This is a genomic window from Luteibacter sp. Sphag1AF, from assembly GCF_014192715.1.
Classification (GTDB): domain Bacteria; phylum Pseudomonadota; class Gammaproteobacteria; order Xanthomonadales; family Rhodanobacteraceae; genus Luteibacter.
On record NZ_JACHYH010000001.1, the window covers coordinates 1248748 to 1267228 of the forward strand.

Annotated in this window: 16 protein-coding genes; 5 read left to right on the forward strand and 11 right to left on the reverse strand. The window is 63.5% G+C overall.

Annotated features, from left to right (window positions below):
- The first annotated feature begins 62 nt into the window (after nt 1-62).
- Nucleotides 63-359, forward strand: coding sequence for a hypothetical protein (locus tag FHW69_RS05660; RefSeq protein WP_183422003.1), 297 nt, complete (start codon nt 63-65; stop codon nt 357-359).
- Nucleotides 360-370: 11 nt separating this feature from the next.
- Entirely contained in the window at nt 371-2146 is a 1776-nt protein-coding gene (locus FHW69_RS05665; RefSeq protein ID WP_183422004.1) for a GGDEF domain-containing protein, read from the forward strand.
- A 10-nt stretch (nt 2147-2156) separates the two neighbouring features.
- On the opposite strand, the gene FHW69_RS05670 is transcribed toward FHW69_RS05665, so the two are convergent.
- The 5 genes from FHW69_RS05670 to cyoA are packed head-to-tail and all read right to left on the reverse strand — an operon-like array spanning nt 2157 to nt 7082.
- Nucleotides 2157-2894 (reverse strand): SURF1 family protein, encoded by a 738-nt coding sequence (locus tag FHW69_RS05670; protein ID WP_183422005.1) that lies wholly within the window; start codon nt 2892-2894, stop codon nt 2157-2159.
- Between the two features lie 44 nt (nt 2895-2938).
- A complete protein-coding gene (gene cyoD / locus FHW69_RS05675) occupies nt 2939-3352 on the reverse strand; it encodes a cytochrome o ubiquinol oxidase subunit IV (RefSeq protein WP_183422006.1) in 414 nt (137 codons plus the stop codon).
- Nucleotides 3349-3987: a cytochrome o ubiquinol oxidase subunit III gene (gene cyoC, locus FHW69_RS05680; protein WP_183422007.1), complete on the reverse strand. Its 639-nt coding sequence runs from the start codon at nt 3985-3987 to the stop codon at nt 3349-3351. Before cyoC ends, cyoD begins: the two co-directional genes overlap by 4 nt.
- Nucleotides 3980-5974 (reverse strand): cytochrome o ubiquinol oxidase subunit I, encoded by a 1995-nt coding sequence (gene cyoB, locus FHW69_RS05685; RefSeq protein WP_221195385.1) that lies wholly within the window; start codon nt 5972-5974, stop codon nt 3980-3982. Before cyoB ends, cyoC begins: the two co-directional genes overlap by 8 nt.
- A gap of 40 nt (nt 5975-6014) precedes the next feature.
- Nucleotides 6015-7082: a ubiquinol oxidase subunit II gene (gene cyoA / locus FHW69_RS05690; protein WP_183422009.1), complete on the reverse strand. Its 1068-nt coding sequence runs from the start codon at nt 7080-7082 to the stop codon at nt 6015-6017.
- A 181-nt stretch (nt 7083-7263) separates the two neighbouring features.
- Between cyoA and FHW69_RS05695 the strand changes: the two genes are divergently transcribed.
- Complete coding sequence (locus FHW69_RS05695; RefSeq protein ID WP_183422010.1) at nt 7264-8598, forward strand: MFS transporter; 1335 nt, start codon at nt 7264-7266, stop codon at nt 8596-8598.
- Between the two features lie 82 nt (nt 8599-8680).
- Here FHW69_RS05695 and FHW69_RS05700 read toward each other — a convergent pair whose 3' ends face one another.
- The 4 genes from FHW69_RS05700 to FHW69_RS05715 all read right to left on the reverse strand — a co-directional run bounded on the left by FHW69_RS05700 (nt 8681) and on the right by FHW69_RS05715 (nt 13777).
- Nucleotides 8681-9070 carry a hypothetical protein gene (locus FHW69_RS05700; protein WP_183422011.1) on the reverse strand — a complete coding sequence of 130 codons (390 nt, stop codon included), beginning with the start codon at nt 9068-9070 and terminating at the stop codon, nt 8681-8683.
- Nucleotides 9071-9325: 255 nt separating this feature from the next.
- Nucleotides 9326-10870, reverse strand: coding sequence for a DHA2 family efflux MFS transporter permease subunit (locus tag FHW69_RS05705; RefSeq protein ID WP_183422012.1), 1545 nt, complete (start codon nt 10868-10870; stop codon nt 9326-9328).
- 1 nt (nt 10871) lies between these two features.
- Nucleotides 10872-12281 carry an efflux RND transporter periplasmic adaptor subunit gene (locus FHW69_RS05710; protein ID WP_183422013.1) on the reverse strand — a complete coding sequence of 470 codons (1410 nt, stop codon included), beginning with the start codon at nt 12279-12281 and terminating at the stop codon, nt 10872-10874.
- Nucleotides 12278-13777, reverse strand: a complete 1500-nt coding sequence (locus tag FHW69_RS05715; protein WP_183422014.1) for an efflux transporter outer membrane subunit — start codon at nt 13775-13777, stop codon at nt 12278-12280. Before FHW69_RS05715 ends, FHW69_RS05710 begins: the two co-directional genes overlap by 4 nt.
- A gap of 128 nt (nt 13778-13905) precedes the next feature.
- Here FHW69_RS05715 and FHW69_RS05720 point away from each other — a divergent pair, with 128 nt between their 5' ends.
- Both FHW69_RS05720 and FHW69_RS05725 read left to right on the forward strand, forming a co-directional pair.
- The gene (locus tag FHW69_RS05720) at nt 13906-14700 is read left to right on the forward strand and encodes an undecaprenyl-diphosphate phosphatase (RefSeq protein WP_343203969.1); all 795 of its coding nucleotides are present in this window, start codon (nt 13906-13908) and stop codon (nt 14698-14700) included.
- 5 nt (nt 14701-14705) lie between these two features.
- The gene (locus tag FHW69_RS05725) at nt 14706-16259 is read left to right on the forward strand and encodes a winged helix-turn-helix transcriptional regulator (RefSeq protein WP_183422016.1); all 1554 of its coding nucleotides are present in this window, start codon (nt 14706-14708) and stop codon (nt 16257-16259) included.
- On the opposite strand, the gene FHW69_RS05730 is transcribed toward FHW69_RS05725, so the two are convergent.
- Together FHW69_RS05730 and FHW69_RS05735 are read right to left on the reverse strand one after the other, a co-directional pair.
- Nucleotides 16243-17193 (reverse strand): serine hydrolase, encoded by a 951-nt coding sequence (locus FHW69_RS05730; protein WP_255494686.1) that lies wholly within the window; start codon nt 17191-17193, stop codon nt 16243-16245. The two genes, FHW69_RS05725 and FHW69_RS05730, sit on opposite strands and share 17 nt — an antisense overlap.
- Before the next feature lie 255 nt (nt 17194-17448).
- Entirely contained in the window at nt 17449-18423 is a 975-nt protein-coding gene (locus FHW69_RS05735) for a LysR family transcriptional regulator (RefSeq protein WP_183422018.1), read from the reverse strand.
- Between the last annotated feature and the right edge of the window lie 58 nt (nt 18424-18481).

Here is an 18481-nt window from a genome sequence, read left to right on the forward strand (position 1 = left end):
TGCCAAAAGTTTTTCAGGCACGTCAGGCAATCGCATGACGATTACAGGAACAGGGGAAACACATGACAGACACGATTGATTTGCTGGAAGCCATCGGCCGTGACGCATCGCTGCGTCACGCATCTGTGGACGATCTGACCGCGGCACTCACCAACGCACAGGCCTCCGAAGCACTCACCGCTGCCGTCGCTCACGGTGATCCGTCGCTGCTGTGCGCCGAGTTGGGTCACAAGCCGATGGTCGTTCCGCAGATCTCGCAGTCTCCGGGTCACGAGGAAGAAGAGCGTCAGCCGGACGAAGAGAACGATTCGACTGAATCGCCGGCTCCCGACAAACTTGCTTCTTCGCGCGTCCACTAAACCGCACCCGCATGCGCCGGCTGCCGGGCCGATTCAAAGCACTGTCCGCTCTGGCGGGCATGGCTCTGTGCGTGCTCGTGCAGACCGGTCATGCAACGACACCTGTGGTTGATGCGGCGGCCACGCTCAACGAAGCGGAAAGCATCCGCACCAAAGATCATCCACGCTTCGTGCGCCTGCTGGAACAGGTTCAGGCACACGCGGACGAACTCGCACCCAGCGTCCAGTGGCATCTTCGCTACCTGACCGCGTGGGAAGTGATGTTCAGTGGCGACTATCCGAAGTCGGAAACACAGCTGCATGAAGTGATCGAGCGCTCGGGCGATCCCGTGCTCGTCGCCAAGGCATCGGCCCTGCTGCTTACCAACCTGGGTGCCAACCGCCGCTACGAGGAAGCGTACGCGCTGGCCAATCGCCTGACTTCCGGGTTGCCCGATGTAAAGGACCCCGTCGCCCGTTCCATGCTGCTGATGAACCTGTCGCAGATGCTGGACCTGGCGGGCCAGACCGATTTGTCCATCCAGTACTCACACATGCTGGAGAACGCGCTTGCCCCCGGCGAAACACTTTGCCATCCGCATTCGCTCCAGGTGGCCGCGCTTTACAACGGCAGGCGACTGAACTCCAGCAGCGCGGAAATTCAGCGCGCCATTGATACCTGCGTCGCCGGCAACCAGCCGGTGCTGGCCAACACGAACTGGCTGGTGCTGGACAGCCTGTATATCGCGGAAAAAAAGCCCGCCAAGGCCCTGGCATTGCTAGATCGCATCGCTCCGAGCATCCGCACCAACCAGTATTTCCCGCACCTTTTATCGCTGTACTTGCAGCGCGCGCAGAGCCTCGCGCAGCTGGGTGACGACGAAGGCGCACGGAAAGCAGCGCTTGAAGTGGTAAGCATGAGTAGCGCTGTCGAGATCAGCGAATGGCTGAAAGAAGCGTACGAAGTGCTGTACGGCATCGAGAAGCGACGTGGTAACGCGGACGCCGCGCTGGCGTACTACGAAAAATATCTTGCCCAGGACAAGGGCTATCTCAACGACGTGAGCGCACGCGCGCTCGCGTACGAAGTGGCACAGCAACACATGCTGGTGCAGAAGTTCGAGACCGAGCGACTCAACAAGCAGAACAACATCCTGCGACTGCAACAGGCACTGGACACCAAGGCTGTGGAAACAAGCCGGCTGTACATTGCGCTGCTGCTGGTGATCCTCGCGTCCATCGTCGTACTGCTGTTCCGCCTGAAGCGCTCGCAGATGCGCTTCAGGGAACTGTCGTGCCGCGACGGGCTCACGGGCATCCACAACCACCAGCACTTCATGAGTGAAGCCGAACGCCTGCTGCGCGCGAAGGAAAAGAAGGGCGGCATGGCCTGCCTCGTTTCTATCGACCTGGACCATTTCAAGCAGGTGAACGACACCTACGGACATGCGGTAGGCGATGCCGTGCTGCGACGTACCGTGTCGGCCTGCCAGACCCATCTGCGCAGTACCGACCTGTTCGGACGTCTCGGCGGTGAAGAGTTCGGCATCCTGCTTATTGGTTGCTCACGCGAGGAAGGCGTGGCCATTGCCGACCGCATCCGCATGGCCATCGCAGCCACGCCTGTGGAGGAAGACGGTCATGTGGTGTCGTTCTCGGCCAGCGTGGGCCTGGCCTGCACAGGCGCTTCCGGTTACCAGTTGCAGAAGCTTTGCCGCGACGCCGATGCGGCGCTTTATCGCGCCAAGCGCACGGGCCGCAATCGCGTGATCGCCGACAACGATACCAACCGGTTGATTGTGGCCTGACGCCACGCGGTCATTTGCCAGTGCGTGTGACGGCCTGACGACGCACGCGGCGTTCGTCGCGCACCACGAACCACGCTCCTGCGAGCGTCATCAGCGCCAGCACGAACCAGGTGATGGCGTACTGCAGATGATTGTCCGGGAATGAGATCACCGTGAGACCACCCACCGGGGACTTCGCCGGATCGGCATGCCCATCGGCCTCGGCGTCGATGAAGTACGGCGCCACGTTGCCAAGATGACGCGATGCGGCGATGGCCTGCACGTCGCGGGACACCCAGCGATCCTGCGCAGGATCGTTCTTCTGCAGCATCGCGCCATGCGGTTCGCTGATGCGCAGCAGTCCCGTGATGGTCACCTCGCCCGTGGGGCCAGCCGCACAACCACCCTTCACGCCGCACCAGTCGCTGGTGACGAAGCCACGGTTGATAAGCACGGTCTGCCCGTTGGCGGTGGTCAGCGGCGTGAGCACCCACGAGCCGCTGCCAAGCTCGGTGCTTGCCCGCACGCGAGCTTGCTGATCGTTATGGAGGGTGCCGGTAATGCGGACGTGGCGGTATTCGTCGCTGGCCGCCGTGATGGACGGCCAGCGGTCGGGGCCGGGTGCCTCGACCGCCGTGTCATGTACCCGCTGATTCACGCGGGCAATGAGATCGTGCTTCCAGCCCAGGCGGTAAATCTGCCACGCGCCAAGAGCGATGAAGCCTGCAAAGAGCAGTGTGCCGACGAGGCCAAGAAGGGTTAGCGCCATGGGACCGCGCGGCCCGCGTTGAACCTCGTCGTTCACAGCCTGACTCAAGGCATGTTTTTCATGGCCGCGGCATCGTCGTGCATCATGCCGGGCATCATGTTGTCGTTGAGGTGGTACATGACCCAGATGGAACCGGTCAGCGTGATTACCACCAGTACCAGCGTGAAGATCAGAGCCAGCATGTTCCAGCCGCCTTCCGAGCGCGCGTTCATGTGCAGGAAGTAGATCATGTGCACCACGATCTGCACGGCGGCAAGGCCGAGCACCACCGAAGCGGTGGTCGCGCTGCTGGTGAAGACATGGCCCATTACCACCCAGAACGGGATGGCGGTGAGGATCACGGCGAGCACGAAGCCCGTCATGTAACCCTTCATCGTGCTCGGGCTGTGGCCGCTGTCGTGATCGTGGCCGTGATCATCATGGCCGTGACCGTGCGTTGTGTCGGTGTGGGTGCTCACTTCAGCACTCCCATCAGGTAAACGAAGCTGAAGACGCCGACCCAGACCACGTCCAGGAAGTGCCAGAACATCGACAGGCACATCAGGCGGCGACGGTTTTCATGGATGAGGCCCTTCTTGCCGACCTGCACCATCAACGTGATCAGCCAGATGATGCCGAACGTGACGTGCAGACCGTGCGTGCCCACCAGGGTGAAGAACGACGACAGGAATGCGCTGCGACCCGGGCCCGCGCCCTCATGGATGAGGTGCGAGAACTCCCAGAGCTCGATGCCGAGGAACGCGGCACCGAACAGGCCGGTGATGGCCAGCCACAACAGCGTCTGGCTCTTGCGGTTGCGCTGCATCTCCAGCACGGCGAAGCCATACGTGATCGAGGACAGCAGCAGCATCGCCGTATTCACGGCAACCAGCGGCAGCTCGAACAGGTCGGCACCCGAAGGGCCGCCCGCATAGCTGCGACCCAGCACGCCGTATACGGCGAACAGGGTGGCGAAGATGAGGCAGTCGCTCATCAGGTAGAGCCAGAAGCCGAGGAGCGTCCCGTTTTCCGGGTGATGATCCTCGGTCATCCAGAACTGGAGCTTTTCCGGATTGGCCGCGGCGTTCGCGGCGATTGCGTGTGTATCAGACATGGGCGGCCAACAGCTCCGTACGCGCTGCCTCCTCGCGGGCGACTTCGTCCGCCGGGATGTAGTAGTCGCGCTTGTAATTGAACGTATGCACGATCGCGGTCACCACCAGGCTGACGAAAGCGAGGATGGCGAGCGGCCACATGTGCCAGATCAGGGCAAAACCGATAACCAGGCTGATACCCGACAGGACGATACCGGCCCAGGTGTTCTTCGGCATGTGGATGGGCAGATAGCCTTCCAGACGACGCTCGTGACCGCGCTGCTTCATCTGATACCACGCGTCGCCGTCGTGGATGATCGGAGTGAAGGCGAAGTTGTACGGCGGCGGCGGCGAGGACGTCGACCACTCAAGCGTACGGCCATTCCACGGATCGCCGGTGTAATCGCGAAGCTGCTCGCGACGACGGTAGCTGACGACCAGCTGGATCAGGAAGCACGCAATGCCGATGGCAATGAGGAACGCACCGAAGGCAGCGATCTCGAACCAGATCTGCAACGAGGGGTCTTCAAAGTGGCTCATGCGACGGGTCACGCCCATGAAGCCCAGCACGTACAGCGGCATGAACGCGAAGTAGAAGCCGATCAGCCAGAACCAGAACGAGCACTTGCCCCAGAACGGATCGAGCTTGTAACCGAACGCCTTCGGGAACCAGTAGGTGATGCCGGCCATCAGGCCGAACAGCACGCCACCGATGATCACGTTATGGAAATGCGCAATCAGGAACAGGCTGTTGTGCAGCACGAAGTCGGCGGGCGGAATCGCCAGCATCACGCCGGTCATGCCGCCGATGACGAAGGTGACCATGAAGCCCACGGTCCACAGCATCGGCACGTCGAACGTGATGCGACCGCGGTACATCGTGAACAGCCAGTTGAAGATCTTCGCACCCGTCGGGATCGAGATGATCATCGTGGTGATGCCGAAGAACGAGTTCACGCTGGCACCGGAGCCCATCGTGAAGAAGTGATGCAGCCACACCAGGTACGACAACACGGTGATCACGACGGTGGCGTAAACCATCGAGGCGTAACCGAACAGGCGCTTCTGGCTGAAGGTGGACACCACTTCGGAGAACACGCCGAACACTGGCAGCACCAGGATATAGACCTCCGGATGGCCCCAGATCCAGATCAGGTTCACGTACATCATCGCGTTGCCGCCAAACTCCGTCGTGAAGAAGTTGGTGCCCACATAGCGGTCAAGCGCCAGCAGCACGAGCACGGCCGTCAGCACCGGGAAGGCGGCAACGATCAGCACGTTGGTGCACAGCGCGGTCCAGGTGAAGACCGGCATCTTCATCAGCGACATGCCCGGCGCGCGCATCTTCACGATGGTTGCGATCAGGTTGATGCCGGAGAGCGTTGTTCCCACGCCCGCTATCTGTAGCGACCATATGTAGTAGTCGACACCGACGTCGGGACTTTGCGCGATACCGGACAAGGGCGGATACGCCAGCCAGCCCGTGCGCGCGAACTCACCCACGAACAACGACATCATGACCAGAGCCGCACCGGCGGTGGTCATCCAGAAGCTGAAGTTGTTGAGGAAGGGGAACGCGACGTCGCGCGCGCCGATCTGCAGCGGCACCACGAAGTTCATGAGGCCGGTGACCAGCGGCATGGCCACGAAGAAGATCATGATCACGCCATGCGCCGTGAACACCTGGTCGTAGTGGTGCGGCGGGAGGTAACCCACCGAATCACCGAACGAGATGGCCTGCTGGATACGCATCATGATGGCATCGGAGAAGCCGCGAAGCAGCATCACGATACCCAGCACCATGTACATGATGCCGATCTTCTTGTGGTCGATGCTGGTGAACCACTCGTTCCACAGGTAGCCCCACGCACGCTTGTACGTCAGGAAACCGAGAAGAGCAGCGCCACCCAGTGCGACGGCACAGAAGGTCACGAGGAGAATCGGCTCGTGGAACGGAATCGCCTCCCAGGTGAGGCGGCCGAATAGCAGCTTGGTTAGATCTGGCATGGTCATGACCGGTAATACGAAGGTGTTGTCCGGGGGGCCGTCACAGAGGACGGCCAGCCGGCGAAACGGGGGAGCCGGTGATGTCCCGGCCAACGCACAGGGCGCCGACGTAAGACTTGACCGGTGCGTCGACCAGACCGAGGCGGTTGCGCGTGGCGCTGTCCAGCGAGGTGACGTTGTACGCACCCACGATGCCGGCACCGCCCTGGGCGTCCATGGCCATCATGTCGCTGACGCACATGCGGTTCGCTTCCACACAGCGGTTGACGATGGCCTTGTACAGGCCGTCGGACACGCTGCCGTAGCGGTGCACGGGGTCTTTCTCGCTCGGCTGTTCCAGCTTCAGGTAGCTGTCGCGGTCCAGGGCGTCGGGGCTGGCCTTGGCTTGGGCCACCCACTTGTCGAAGTCGCCCTCGCTGACACCCAGGAACTTGAAGCGCATGCCCGAGAAGCCCGCACCGCTGTAGTTGGCCGAGAAGCCTTCATACGAACCGGGCTTGTTCATCACGGCGTGCAGCTGGGTCTCCATGCCCGGCATGGCGTAGATCTGGCCAGCCAGCGACGGCACGAAGAACGAGTTCATGACCGTGGAAGCGGTGATCTTGAACTGGATCGGGCGATCGACCGGGGCAGCCACTTCGTTGACCGTGGCAATACCCTGTTCCGGATAGAGGAACAGCCACTTCCAGTCCAGCGCGACCACTTCGATCACCAGTGGCTTCACATCGGCAGGAATCTCACGACCCTCCGAGATGCGGTCCAGCGGGCGGAACGGGTCGAGCTTATGGGTGCTGACCCACGTCACCGCGCCCAGCGCGATGATGATGATCAGGGGAGCCGACCAGATCAGCAGTTCCAGCACCGTGGAGTGGTGCCATTCCGGATCGTACTCAGCGTCCTTGTTGGAGGCCCGGTATTTCCAGGCAAACAACAGGGTGAGGAAAATCACCGGAACGATGATGATGAGCATCAACACCGTGGAAATAATGATCAGGTTGCGTTGCTGTACCGCCACGTCGCCTGCCGGGGAGAGCAGGACGGCGTTGCAGCCCGAGAGAAGGAGGGCAACGAACGGGATCAGTAGTCCGCGCAGAGTCTTAATGGACATTGCCTGACGACATAACCGTGGGAAGAGGGGAAAAGTACGCCTATAGCCCAGTTTCGAGAATAGGACATTTTGTCTCATCGCTTTGTGATGGCGTTTTGTGGCAGGGACCTTGTAGCAATTTTGACGTCTATGGTGCGATGCTGGGGTCACTGGATGCTCACACCCAAAATCGGGGTTACCGATGACGACCATTGCACATGCTGGTACCGGGGGTTCCGCAGGAGCGGAACGTGATGTTCGCAACCTCCACGCCGCTCACGCGGCGGTGGCTCCCGGCGAGATTGCCGTAGGCGTCGTCATTGGACGAGCCTCTGAATACTTTGACTTTTTTGTTTACGGCATCGCTTCGGTGCTGGTGTTTCCGGCGGTGTTTTTTCCGTTTCTGAGCCCGCTGGACGGCACGCTGCTCTCCTTCACCATCTTCTCCTTCGCGTTCATCGCCCGGCCGTTCGGCACCATGCTGTTCATGGCCATCCAGCGCCGCTGGAGCCGGGGCACCAAGCTGACCGGCGCCCTGTTCCTGCTGGGCACCGCCACGGTCGGCATCGCCTTCCTGCCGGGATACGCCACGGCAGGCTCCAAGGTCATCGTGATCCTGTCGGTGCTGCGCTTCCTTCAGGGCATTGCTTTTGGCGGCTCATGGGACGGCCTGCCGTCGCTGCTTGCCCTGAACGCGCCCAAGAACAAGCGCGGCTGGTACGCCATGATAGGCCAGCTCGGCGCCCCCATCGGCTTCTTCATTGCCAGCGCCCTGTTCCTTTATCTGTGGCTGCAGCTGTCTCGCGAGGACTTCCTCGGCTGGGGCTGGCGTTATCCGTTCTTCGTGGCCTTCGCCATCAACGTGGTGGCGCTGTTCGCCCGCCTGCGCCTGGTGGTAACCGAGGAATACACCCAGCTTCTGGAAGAACGTCAGCTGGAGCCCATCGGCTTTGGCGAAATGGTGCGCTCGCAGGGCTACAACCTGTTCATTGGCGCTTTCGCGGCCCTGGCCAGCTACGCGCTGTTCCATCTGGTCACGATCTTCCCGCTGTCGTGGATTGCGCTGCACTCGGCCCAGTCCATCCCGGCCGTGCTGACGGTCCAGATGATCGGTGCGGTGGTCGGAATCATCGCCACGGTGGCGTCGGGCCGCATCGCCGACCGCATCGGCCGTCGCAACACGCTGGGCACGCTGGCCATCCTCATCGGCCTGTTTGCGCTGATTACGCCATGGCTGCTGGACGGGGGCCGGATTGCGCAGGACGCCTTCATCATCGTGGGCTTCGCGCTTCTGGGCCTGTCGTACGGCCAGGCCGCCGGTACCGTGACCGCCAACTTCGCCCGCCGCTTCCGCTATACGGGCGCCGCGCTGACCTCCGACTTCGCCTGGCTGATCGGCGCGGCATTCGCCCCGCTGGTGGCCCTGAGCCTGTCGTCCCGCTTCGGCCTGGCAGCCGTCAGCGTGTACCTGCTCTCCGGCGCAGCCTGCACGCTGCTGGCCCTGCGCATCAACAGGGCGATCGAAGCGCAGAACTGACCCGATGGGTCATCCTTGAGAAAGGGGCCGCAAGGCCCCTTTCTTTGTGGGAGGAAGCTGCTCCCGGCTAATCTCCTTTGGGTCAGCAAGGGCCGTTGCGCCCCGCAACATAAGCATCGACGTCCCGCGCGCTGTAGCCAAGCAACCGCCCTGTCAGACCGAAGAACGCATCCGCTCCCAGCCATTTCAGCATGCGCCCGTCGGTGGACTTGTCGATGGCCAACATCTGCAACACGGCGATTCGCCAGGTTTCGTCGGGCAATGAGAAATAATGGTGTTCGACGCCCCACGCCGGACAAATATGCCACCGGTGCACGAACGTGCCGGCGCGCACATGTGCAAAGAAGACGTCGCCTTCTCTGCCGTCCATCGGACAATCTTTCTCATAGCCGAACATGGCAGCGGGCTTCTTACCCGCCAACATCAGCGAAAGCTCTCGCCCGGCGTGGGGGCTGATCTTTCCTTCGGTCATTCCGCGCCTATGCCGGTCAGCGCCAACGTTGCGAACGCAAACCTGATTCCTGTCAGTCCGTGCATGAGGCCTTCCATTCCATGGGGAGGCGCAATCATGAATCGGGCCTCATGTGGCCGGCATCAGGCAAGCAGGTAGCGAAGGTAAGCGCCACCCGTTATGTCAGGTAGTCCGGTGAGACTGGTGGAGCGGCGGACGCCCGGTCGCGAGTAATGTCGCTTACCTGAGCTCGGGGTCTACTGCCTCAAGTGAGACTCAGTGCCCCGGCGTACCACCGGACGCAAACGGCGGGCGGGTGAACCAGATGGCGATCATTGCCAGGCCGAACATCAGGCCGAAGATCCAGAAGACATCGTTCACCGCCAGCGTCGCGGCCTGCAGATTGACGATCTGGTTGAGGGCTGCGTTGGCCGGAGGGCCCTGGACGCCGAAGGCCTGCATCTGGTTGAGGTATTCGGTGGTGACCTGACCGCTGTCGACGTGCTGGGCCAGGATGGCGTGGTGGTACGTGGTGCGATGGCTGTACAGCGTGGTGCTGACGGCCGTGGCGATGCTGCCGGCCAGGGTCCGGAAGAAGTTGGACAGCCCGGATGCGCTTGCCACTTCGGAGTCGGGAATGCCCGAAAGGATGATCTGGTTGATCGGCACAAAGAACAGCGCGACGCCCGCGCCCATCACCAGTCGTGGCAGGGCCATGTCCCAGTAGCTCGCTGTGGTGTTGAGGCCGGCCATCCAGAACGAGCACGCCGCGAACATCGCGAACCCGATGGTGTTGAGCAGGCGCAGATCGAACTTGTTCTGGAAGGCGCCGACCAGGGGTGAGAGGAAAATGGCCAGCACGCCGATGGGCGCCACGACGAATCCTGCCCAGGTCGCGGTATAGCCCATCACTTCCTGCACCCACGCAGGCATGACCACGGTGCCACCAAAGAACGCGAACATGCCCAGCGACAGGCACAGCACGCCAATGGCGAAGTTCCGCCGGCCGAGCAGGCGCAGGTTTACCACCGGATTCTTGTGCATCAGTTCCCATGCAATAAGGAACGTGATGCACACGAGTGCCACGATGGCCAGCACGACGATCAGGTGCGAGGAGAACCAGTCGTTGTCATTGCCGTTGTCCAGCATGAATTGCAGCGAGCCCACCCCAACGGCCAGCAGGAACAGCCCCACGGCGTCTACCGGCACTTTGGCTGTCTTCGATTCGCGCCCGCGCAGCAGCGTGAAGGTAATGATGATGGCGAACAGGCCGACCGGGATGTTGATGAAGAAGATCCACGACCAGTGATAGTTGTCGGTGATCCAGCCACCAAGAATGGGCCCGAATACCGGCGCCACCACGACGGTCATGGCCCATAGCGCCAGCGCCAGCGGCCGGCGCGCCACGGGATAGTTGTTGAGCAGCAACGTTTGCGACAGCGGCACCATCGGCCCGGATACCGCGCCTTGCAGCAGCCGGAATACGATCAGCATGGTCATGCTGTTGGACAGGCCGCACAAGACGGAGAACACGACGAACAACAGCACGGAGAAGCTGAAAGTGCGCACCTCACCGAACCGGCGGGCGATCCAGCCGGTCAGCGGCTGCATCACGGCGCTGGCCATGGAATAAGCACTGATGGCCATGGTGCCTTCCGTGCTGCTCACGCCGAGGTTGCCAGCGATGGTACGCACCGACACGTTGACGATGGACAGGTCCAGCACTTCCATGAAGGTGGCCAGCGCCACACCCGCCGTCAGCAGCGCCAGCGCGCCACCGCGCAATGGCTCAGGGGTGGCCCCTTGCCCGCTCGCCGCCATTTCAGCGACCGCGCTTCACGGGTGGCGTGGGGTCATCCACCATGTTGGCCTTGATGATGGCCTCGGCGCGGGCGTCCGCTTCGCCAAGCTCCTGCTCGTAAACCGCCGTGCTGGCGAGGGGTTTCTGCCGTGGCGTTTCCGCCAGCACCCGACCATCGCGGTTGTGCGTGTCGACGGTCACGTCCGTGGAAAGGCCGATGCGCAGCGGCCACTTCTTCAGGTCCTGCGGGTCCAGGGACACACGCACCGGCACGCGCTGAATCACCTTGATCCAGTTGCCGGACGCGTTCTCGGCCGGCAGCAGCGAGAACGCACTTCCAGTGCCCGCATTCAGACCCACGACCTTGCCGTGATAGGTCACGTCCGAATACATGTCGGTCTTGATCTTCACCGGCTGGCCGATGCGGATGTGCTCCAGTTGGGTTTCCTTGAAGTTGGCGTCCACCCACAGATCGGACAGCGGAACGACGGTCAGCAGATCCTGCCCCGGCTGCACGCGCTGCCCCACCTGGACCTGCCGGCGCGCCGCATAACCTTCGATGGGAGAGACGATGGCGTTGCGCCCACTGTTCACCCACGCATTCTGGAATTGCGAGCGCGCCTGAATCACGGCGGGGAAATCATGGATGTCTGTGCCATCGACCTGGGAATGGGCCGCCGCTGCCTGTTTCTGGGCCTGCTGAAGCGCCGCGTAGGCCGCTTCCATCTGCCGCTTGCCGCTGTCCACTTCTTCCTTGGCCGCCGCCCGGCTGGCCAGCAGCGGGCGCCGGCGCTCATAGTCGTCACGCTGCATTTCGTATTGCGCGCGACGCTGCGGGATGGCCGCGTCGGCCTCGGCCGCCTGATGACGCGCCTGCTGGGCCTGACGTACCGCCTGGGCGAGCTGGCCCTCGGCGTTCATCAGGCTGTCTTTGGCATCCACCGGGTCCAGCCGGACCAACACCTGCCCCGCGTGCACGCGCTCTGTTTCCTCCACGGCCACTTCCACCACGGTGCCCTGCACCCGCGACGATATGGTGACCATGTCGCCTTTGACGTAAGCATCGTCCGTGGTCTCGCGCTGGCTCATCACGAAGATGTAGTAGAGCAGCCACGCGAGGCCGGCGAGGATGAAGACGGCCGCGATGATGATGAGAACGATGTTGCGCTTGCGCTTCTCGCGGCGTTCGTCTTCGGGCGACTTCTTGTTGCTGTCTTTTTTCTGCTCGTCCCCTTCTTTCTGCTCGTCCCCTTCTTTCTGCTCGTCGTCATCGTCTTCGTGCTTGTGCGAGGCGTGCGCGTGCTGCGCCTGGTCACCCTCTGCCGGGGACACATCACCGTACTTGTGCAGATACTTGAAGCGGTACTTGAACGGCAATGGCGCCGTACGCTCGCTGTCCGGCGGTGTGCGGTCGTCGTTCTCGGCGGTCATCGGGTGGTGTCCTTCGCGGCGGGGGCCGGGAGTGCCGGCAGGTCGTCGGCGTGATAGCCGCCGCCCAGTGCGTGGATCAGGGCCAGGTTGGTCGAGAGCATCTGGCCCTGCAACTGAAGCTGGCCGTCCTGCTGCTGCATGAGCTGGAGCTGGCTGCTGAGGTACTTGCGGTCGTCGTCGATGCCGCGGTCACGGCGATCCTTCACCCGCCCGGTGGAGGCGGCGGTGGCGGCAAGCTGTCGATCCTGCTGCACCCGCTCGGCATCCAGGCGAGTGAGGCCGACAATGCGCTGGGCCACATCCTGCGCCGCCTGCACGATGGCGCGGTTGTAGCCCGCCACGGCCAGATCAAGCTGCGCCTGCGCATTCTCGAACTGCGCATCCAGCCGTCCCCCGCTGAAGATCGGCAACGACACGGAGGGACCGATGCTGCCCACGGCCAGGTCCGTGCGTGTGCCCGAGCCCAGGTCTGGATAGGTGCGCAGAAAGCCGCCCAGGGCCATGAGGCTCACGTCGGGGTAGTACGAGGCGCGGGCCTGATCAATCGAACGCGCCGACGCTTCAATCTGCCAGCGCGCGGCGGCGATGTCCGGCCGGCGCGCCAGCAGGCCCAGTCGCGCGTCGGGTGGCAGGGCAGTGTCCGGCGTGGGCAACGGGCGCGGTTCCAGCGGCCCGAGGTCCGCCGGCGCCACGCCGGCGAGGGCCGCCAGTTGCACCTGATCGAGCGTCACCCCCGCTTCCACCGAGGCGAGGCTGCGCCGCTGCTGGGCCAGTTGCACCTCGGCGCTGTCCAGCGTGGTCGGATCTTCCACGCCCGCATGCACGCGCAGCGCCACGAGGTCCCGGTATTGCGACGCGGCGTGTTCCGCACGACGGGCAATCACGAGGCGAGCCTGCATCGCCTGCCAGTCGAAATACGTGTTGGCGACGTTGTACTGAAGCGAACTGGCCGCCACCGCACGCTCTGCCTCGGCGGCTTTGGCCTGGCCCACCGCGGAAGCAACGGCAGCCTTCTGCTTGCCCCAAAGATCCAGATCCCACGTGGCCAGTGCCCCGGCCAGTCCGCTGTTGCTCCAGCTTTTGCCAGGGCTTAGTTCAAATCCCTGCGCGCTGCCCGATGCGCCCGGAATGCCGCCTGCCACGGTCACGTCGCTGTAGCCATGGGTGCCGCCGACCACGCCCTGGACCTTCGGCATCAGCTCGGCCTTCTGGGCCTCCACGGCCCGTTGTGCCGACCGATAACGCGCTTGGGCCTGCTCCATGTCGGGGGAGCCGCGCATGGCCAGGTCGATGATCCGGTCAAGCTGGGGGTCGTGGTAACGATGCCACCATTCCGGCTCGGGCCAGCCGGCCATGCCGGTGGGAAGTCCGGCCAGCGGCACCTGTTCGCGCGGCGCGAATGCCGGCGGGCGAACGTCAGGGGCGCAGGCGGTAAGACACGCGGCGAGGACACACCAGCCCGCCACGCGTCCGGGCCACGATGAAAGTTGCGGCATGGCGATTCCGGATCGGCAAGCGGCGAAGGTAGCAACGGAGGGTGTGCGTATTTTGTGAGCGCAGGAACATGCGGCGGGGCGCTGACTTAAGCTATGCGCCCCAGCCCCTTGAAGGATGTAAGCGCACCGTGCCCGATTTTCTCAACGCCATCCTCCTCGGCATCATTGAGGGCGTCACCGAATTTCTGCCCATCTCCAGCACCGGCCATCTCCTGATCGCCGAACGCTGGCTCGGCGCGCGCAGCGACCTGTTCAATGTGGTGATCCAGGCCGGCGCCATTCTGGCCGTGACCTTCATCTACTGGGGGCGCATCTGGGAGCTGCTGGTCAACTGGCGCCGACCGGAAAACCGCGACTACCTGATGAAGCTGATCGTCGCGTTCCTCATCACCGCAGCGCTTGGACTTATCGTCACCAAGATGGGCTTCAAACTTCCCGACCACATCACCCCGATTGCGTGGGCGCTGGTGATCGGCGGCGTGTGGATGCTGGCCGCCGAACGCCTGGCCGCCCGCCAGGCAGACCGCACCGAAGTTACCTGGCGCGTGGCCATCCTGGTGGGCCTGGCCCAGATTGTGGCGGGCGTGTTCCCGGGCACGTCGCGCTCAGCCGCGACCATTTTCACCGCGATGCTCGCCGGTACCAGCAACCGCGCGGCGGCAACGGAGTTCGCCTTTCTGGTCGGCATCCCCACCATGTATGCCGCCAGCGCCTATGAGCTGTTCAAGCAGTTCCGCCACGGCGGGGCGGTGCAGGAGGACTGGACCGCGCTGGTCATCGCCTTCGTGGTGTCCACGATCACCGCGTTCGTGGCAGTGAAGTGGTTGCTGGGCTACATCCGCTCGCATCGCTTCACGCCGTTCGCGATCTACCGCATCGTGCTTGGCGCAGCGCTGTTGCTGCTGCTTCCGGCGGGTGGCTGAAACCGGTGACAGACCACTATCGTCTGCTGGACCTTGTCGTCGATCTGCCGCGTCAGCGTGTGGAACGGGACGGAGTCGCCCTGGACGTCAGTGGTCTGAGTTTCCAGTTGCTGGCGTATCTGCTGGCGCAGGGGCAGCGCGTGGTCCGGTTCGATGAACTGATCGAACAGGTGTGGGCACCGGCCATCGTCAACGAAGAAACCGTGACGCAGCGCGTGCGTCTGTTGCGTCAGGCGCTGGGCGACGATGCCAGGCGACCCCGCTATGTGCGGACGGTGCGTGGGCAGGGTTATCAGCTCGGTGCCATGCCAGCGCCTGTGGGCGAGATGGCGCATCGGCCGACGCACCGTGCGTGGCTGGGAATGGCGGCGGGTGTGGTGCTTCTGGCGGGTGGTGTGCTGGCGTGGACGCTCACACGCGTGCCGCAAGCCGCACCCCCGACGGCCGCACAGGAAATGCTGGACCGCGCGGCCTGGTACGCCAGCATGGGCCAGCGCGACAACGACAACCGCGCCATCGACCTGTATGAGCACGCGCTTGCCGATGCCCCTGATGATCCGCAGGCACTGCTGGGACTGAGCCGCGCTTACAGCGCACGCACCTGTCTTTATAACGATGGCGCCGAATGGGCCACGAAGGCGCAGGTTCTGGCCGAGCGCGTTTTGCGTGCACGGCCCAATGATGCCGCCGCATGGTCGGCATCGGGTTATGCGCACGATTGCCTGGGTGACCTTCCCGGAGCGCTGGCAGGCTACGAGCGCGCCATGGTGCTGGACCCCACCGACGATGCGACCCGCGCGTCGGCCGCCTACCTTTATCAGGAGCAGGGCCGCCTCGCAGACGCGCTGCGCACGAATCTGGACATGCGCGGCGACCCGGCCAAGGTCCGGTTTCGCAACGTGGCGGTAGCACGCGAGCTGGAATTGCTGGGCTTCACGGGCGCGGCCGAAGCCCGCCTGCGCCGCGTCTTTCTGCTGACCCCGGACAACGTGTTCGGCAACATTGCATGGCCATCGTTCCTGTTCGCGCGGGGCCGTGGCGCGGAGGCGCAGGCGGCCATTCAGAGCGCCGAATCGCACGGCACCCAACGTGCGGAGCTTGCGCAGTTGTCGGGTGAGCTTGCCCTGCTGGACAACAATCGGGCAGCGGCCGCCACGGCATTTGCCCGTGCGCACGCGCTGCGTCCGGAATCCACCATGGCCGAAACGCTGGCCGGACTGTATGGCCCCGTCCCGCCTTCCCCCACGTGGATCAGCCACCGGATCTCGGAAACCCAAGCCCGCCTTCAAAACGACGCATGGGCGCCAGCCCGCGTGGAACTGGCGGTACTGACGCTGGCCAAGGGTGATCGCGAAGCCGCCGCCGCAGCGGTGCAGGCGGCGGTGGATCTGGGCTATCGCGATGCCGCGTGGTTGCGCATCACGCCATTGCTGGCCGGATTGCATGGCGATGCGGCGTTCAACGCCGCGCTGGCCGCCATCGACCGACGCGTTGCCGCCGAGCGGCAACGCGTGCTGGAGGCACCGTGGTGCCCCCCGGAACTCAAGGCAACGCCTTGAGCACCACGTCGCGGAAGATCGCCTGCGATTGAGGGTGGGCAATCTTCTGGTTGAACGCCTGACTGGTCACGACGACCACCAGCTTTTGCCCGGGAATCACGAAAACATAGTTGCCGCCGTTGCCGCTCATGGCCCACACCGCCGTGGACACACCGTGTACCGGGAAGTGGAAGCACCACCACAGATACCCGTAGTCAGCGTCGTCCCGTGCCTGGGCATGCGGGGTCAGCATGGCTTTGACCCATGCCTCGGAGATCACGCGTTTTCCCTGCCATTGGCCACCATCTGCGATCATCTGGCCGATTTTGGCGAGATCACGCGAGCGGTAACGGGTGCCGCCTCCGCCCATGCCGATGCCTTCGGGCGACTTGTTCCACTGACTCTGGCGGATGCCGAGCGGCTTCTCCAGCACCTCCGCCGCAAAGGCCGGCAGCGACATTCGGGTCGCCCGTTCCACCACCGCGCCAGCCACGAAAGCGCCAGCCGTGCAGTAGGAAAAGGCGCGCCCGTAGGGGCTGTCGGCAGGCCGGGTCATCCACGGTGCGAAACCCTTGATGGGCAGTCCCAGCGCGAAATCCAGCCAGTGCTCGGAGACGTACATGCGCTCTTCGTGCCCGCTGGAGAACTCGTTCTCGTCGTCGCACTCCCACATCGAGCTCATGGTCAGCAGATCTTCCAGCGTGATCGTGGCCTTGCGCGGGTCCGGATTGGCCGGATGGTGGTCGGGGAAATACGCGTAGACGGGGGCCTGCACGTTCGGAATCAGTCCGCGGTCGATGGCCGCTCCGGCCAGAATCGCGGTCACGCTCTTGCTGGCCGAGCGTACGTCGTTCAGCAGGTCCGGCTTGCCGTCGTTGAAATAGCCTTCGTAAACGAGCGACCCGTGATCGACGATCAGCACACTGCTGATTTTCTTGTACGTGCCGTCGGCCATCCGGTCATTCAGGCTGGCCAGCAATTCGGTGTTCCAGCCCAGCTTGCGGGCGTCCCCGACGGTCCATCCATCGGCCTGTTTTTCGGGAATCCGATACGTACCGGCGAGAGCCGGCAGGGTGAGGCAGGCGGCAAGGGCCGCGACGATGAAGCGCATGGCGAGGATCTCCCTGTGGTGGAAGATCCAGTGGGCCACTGGCGCATCTGAAGTGCCTGATGCGCCGATGAAGAATTCTGAAGGGGCCGTTTTCGCCCGTCAGGCCACCATTTCCAGCTTGCGCTCGGGCTTCATGGCCGCACGCTGCGCCGCGTCCTTGGCCAGTACGCAGGCCGGGGTGCTGGTGCGCTGGAACAGTTCGCTGGTCCATTCGATGAAGGCCTGGACGCGCGCGGACAGGTGACGCTTCTGCGGATACACGATCCACAGCGGCGAACCGGTGGAGATGGTGTCCTGCATGACGATTTGCAGCATGCCCTTGTCCAGCGCACAGGCCGCCAGGCAATGGGGCACCTGGATCACGCCCAGGCCCGCAATGGCGGCCTGAATCACCGACTCGCCGTCATTGATGAGCATGTGGGCATCCACATCCACGCCCACGCGACCGCCTGGCGTATCGAACTGCCACTGGTACGGCTTGCCTGTGGTCGGGTGAACAAAATTCACGCAGCGGTGGGTCTTGAGATCGTCGATCGTGGTCGGGGCACCGTGCCGGGCCAGATAAGACGGGGAGGCACAAAGCACGTTGCTGAAGTAGCCGATCTTGCGAGCAATGAGGCTGGAGTCGGCCAGCTCGCCCATCCGGATGGCGCAATCGAAACCTTCCTCGTTCAAATCAAACGGGAAGTCGCACATCGTCATTTCCAGACGGATATCGGGAAATTTTTCCTCGAAATCGGCGAGGTTCGGAATCAGCGCCGCCCGTCCGACCGCGGAGGATGCGGCGATCCTCAACTTGCCCGCCGGCTTGGTGCGGGCGTAGCCGAGCGCCTCCGTCGCCTCACTCAGATCGGCGAGGATCTCCTTGCAACGCGCATAGAACGCGGCGCCATCGTCGGTTAAACGCAAGGCGCGGGTAGAGCGGAAAAACAGCCGCGCGCCGAGGCCTTCTTCCAGCCGGGAGATGGCCCGGCTGACGCCGGAAGGGGTCATTTCCAGGTGCTGGGCCGCCGAGGAAAAGCTCTTGGCCTCAACCACGCGGACAAACACGCTGATCGCGGAAAAATCTTCCATGGGGGTCTCCAGTGACAAGGCAACGGAACGATTAGTGACTCAGGGTCACAGGCGGAGT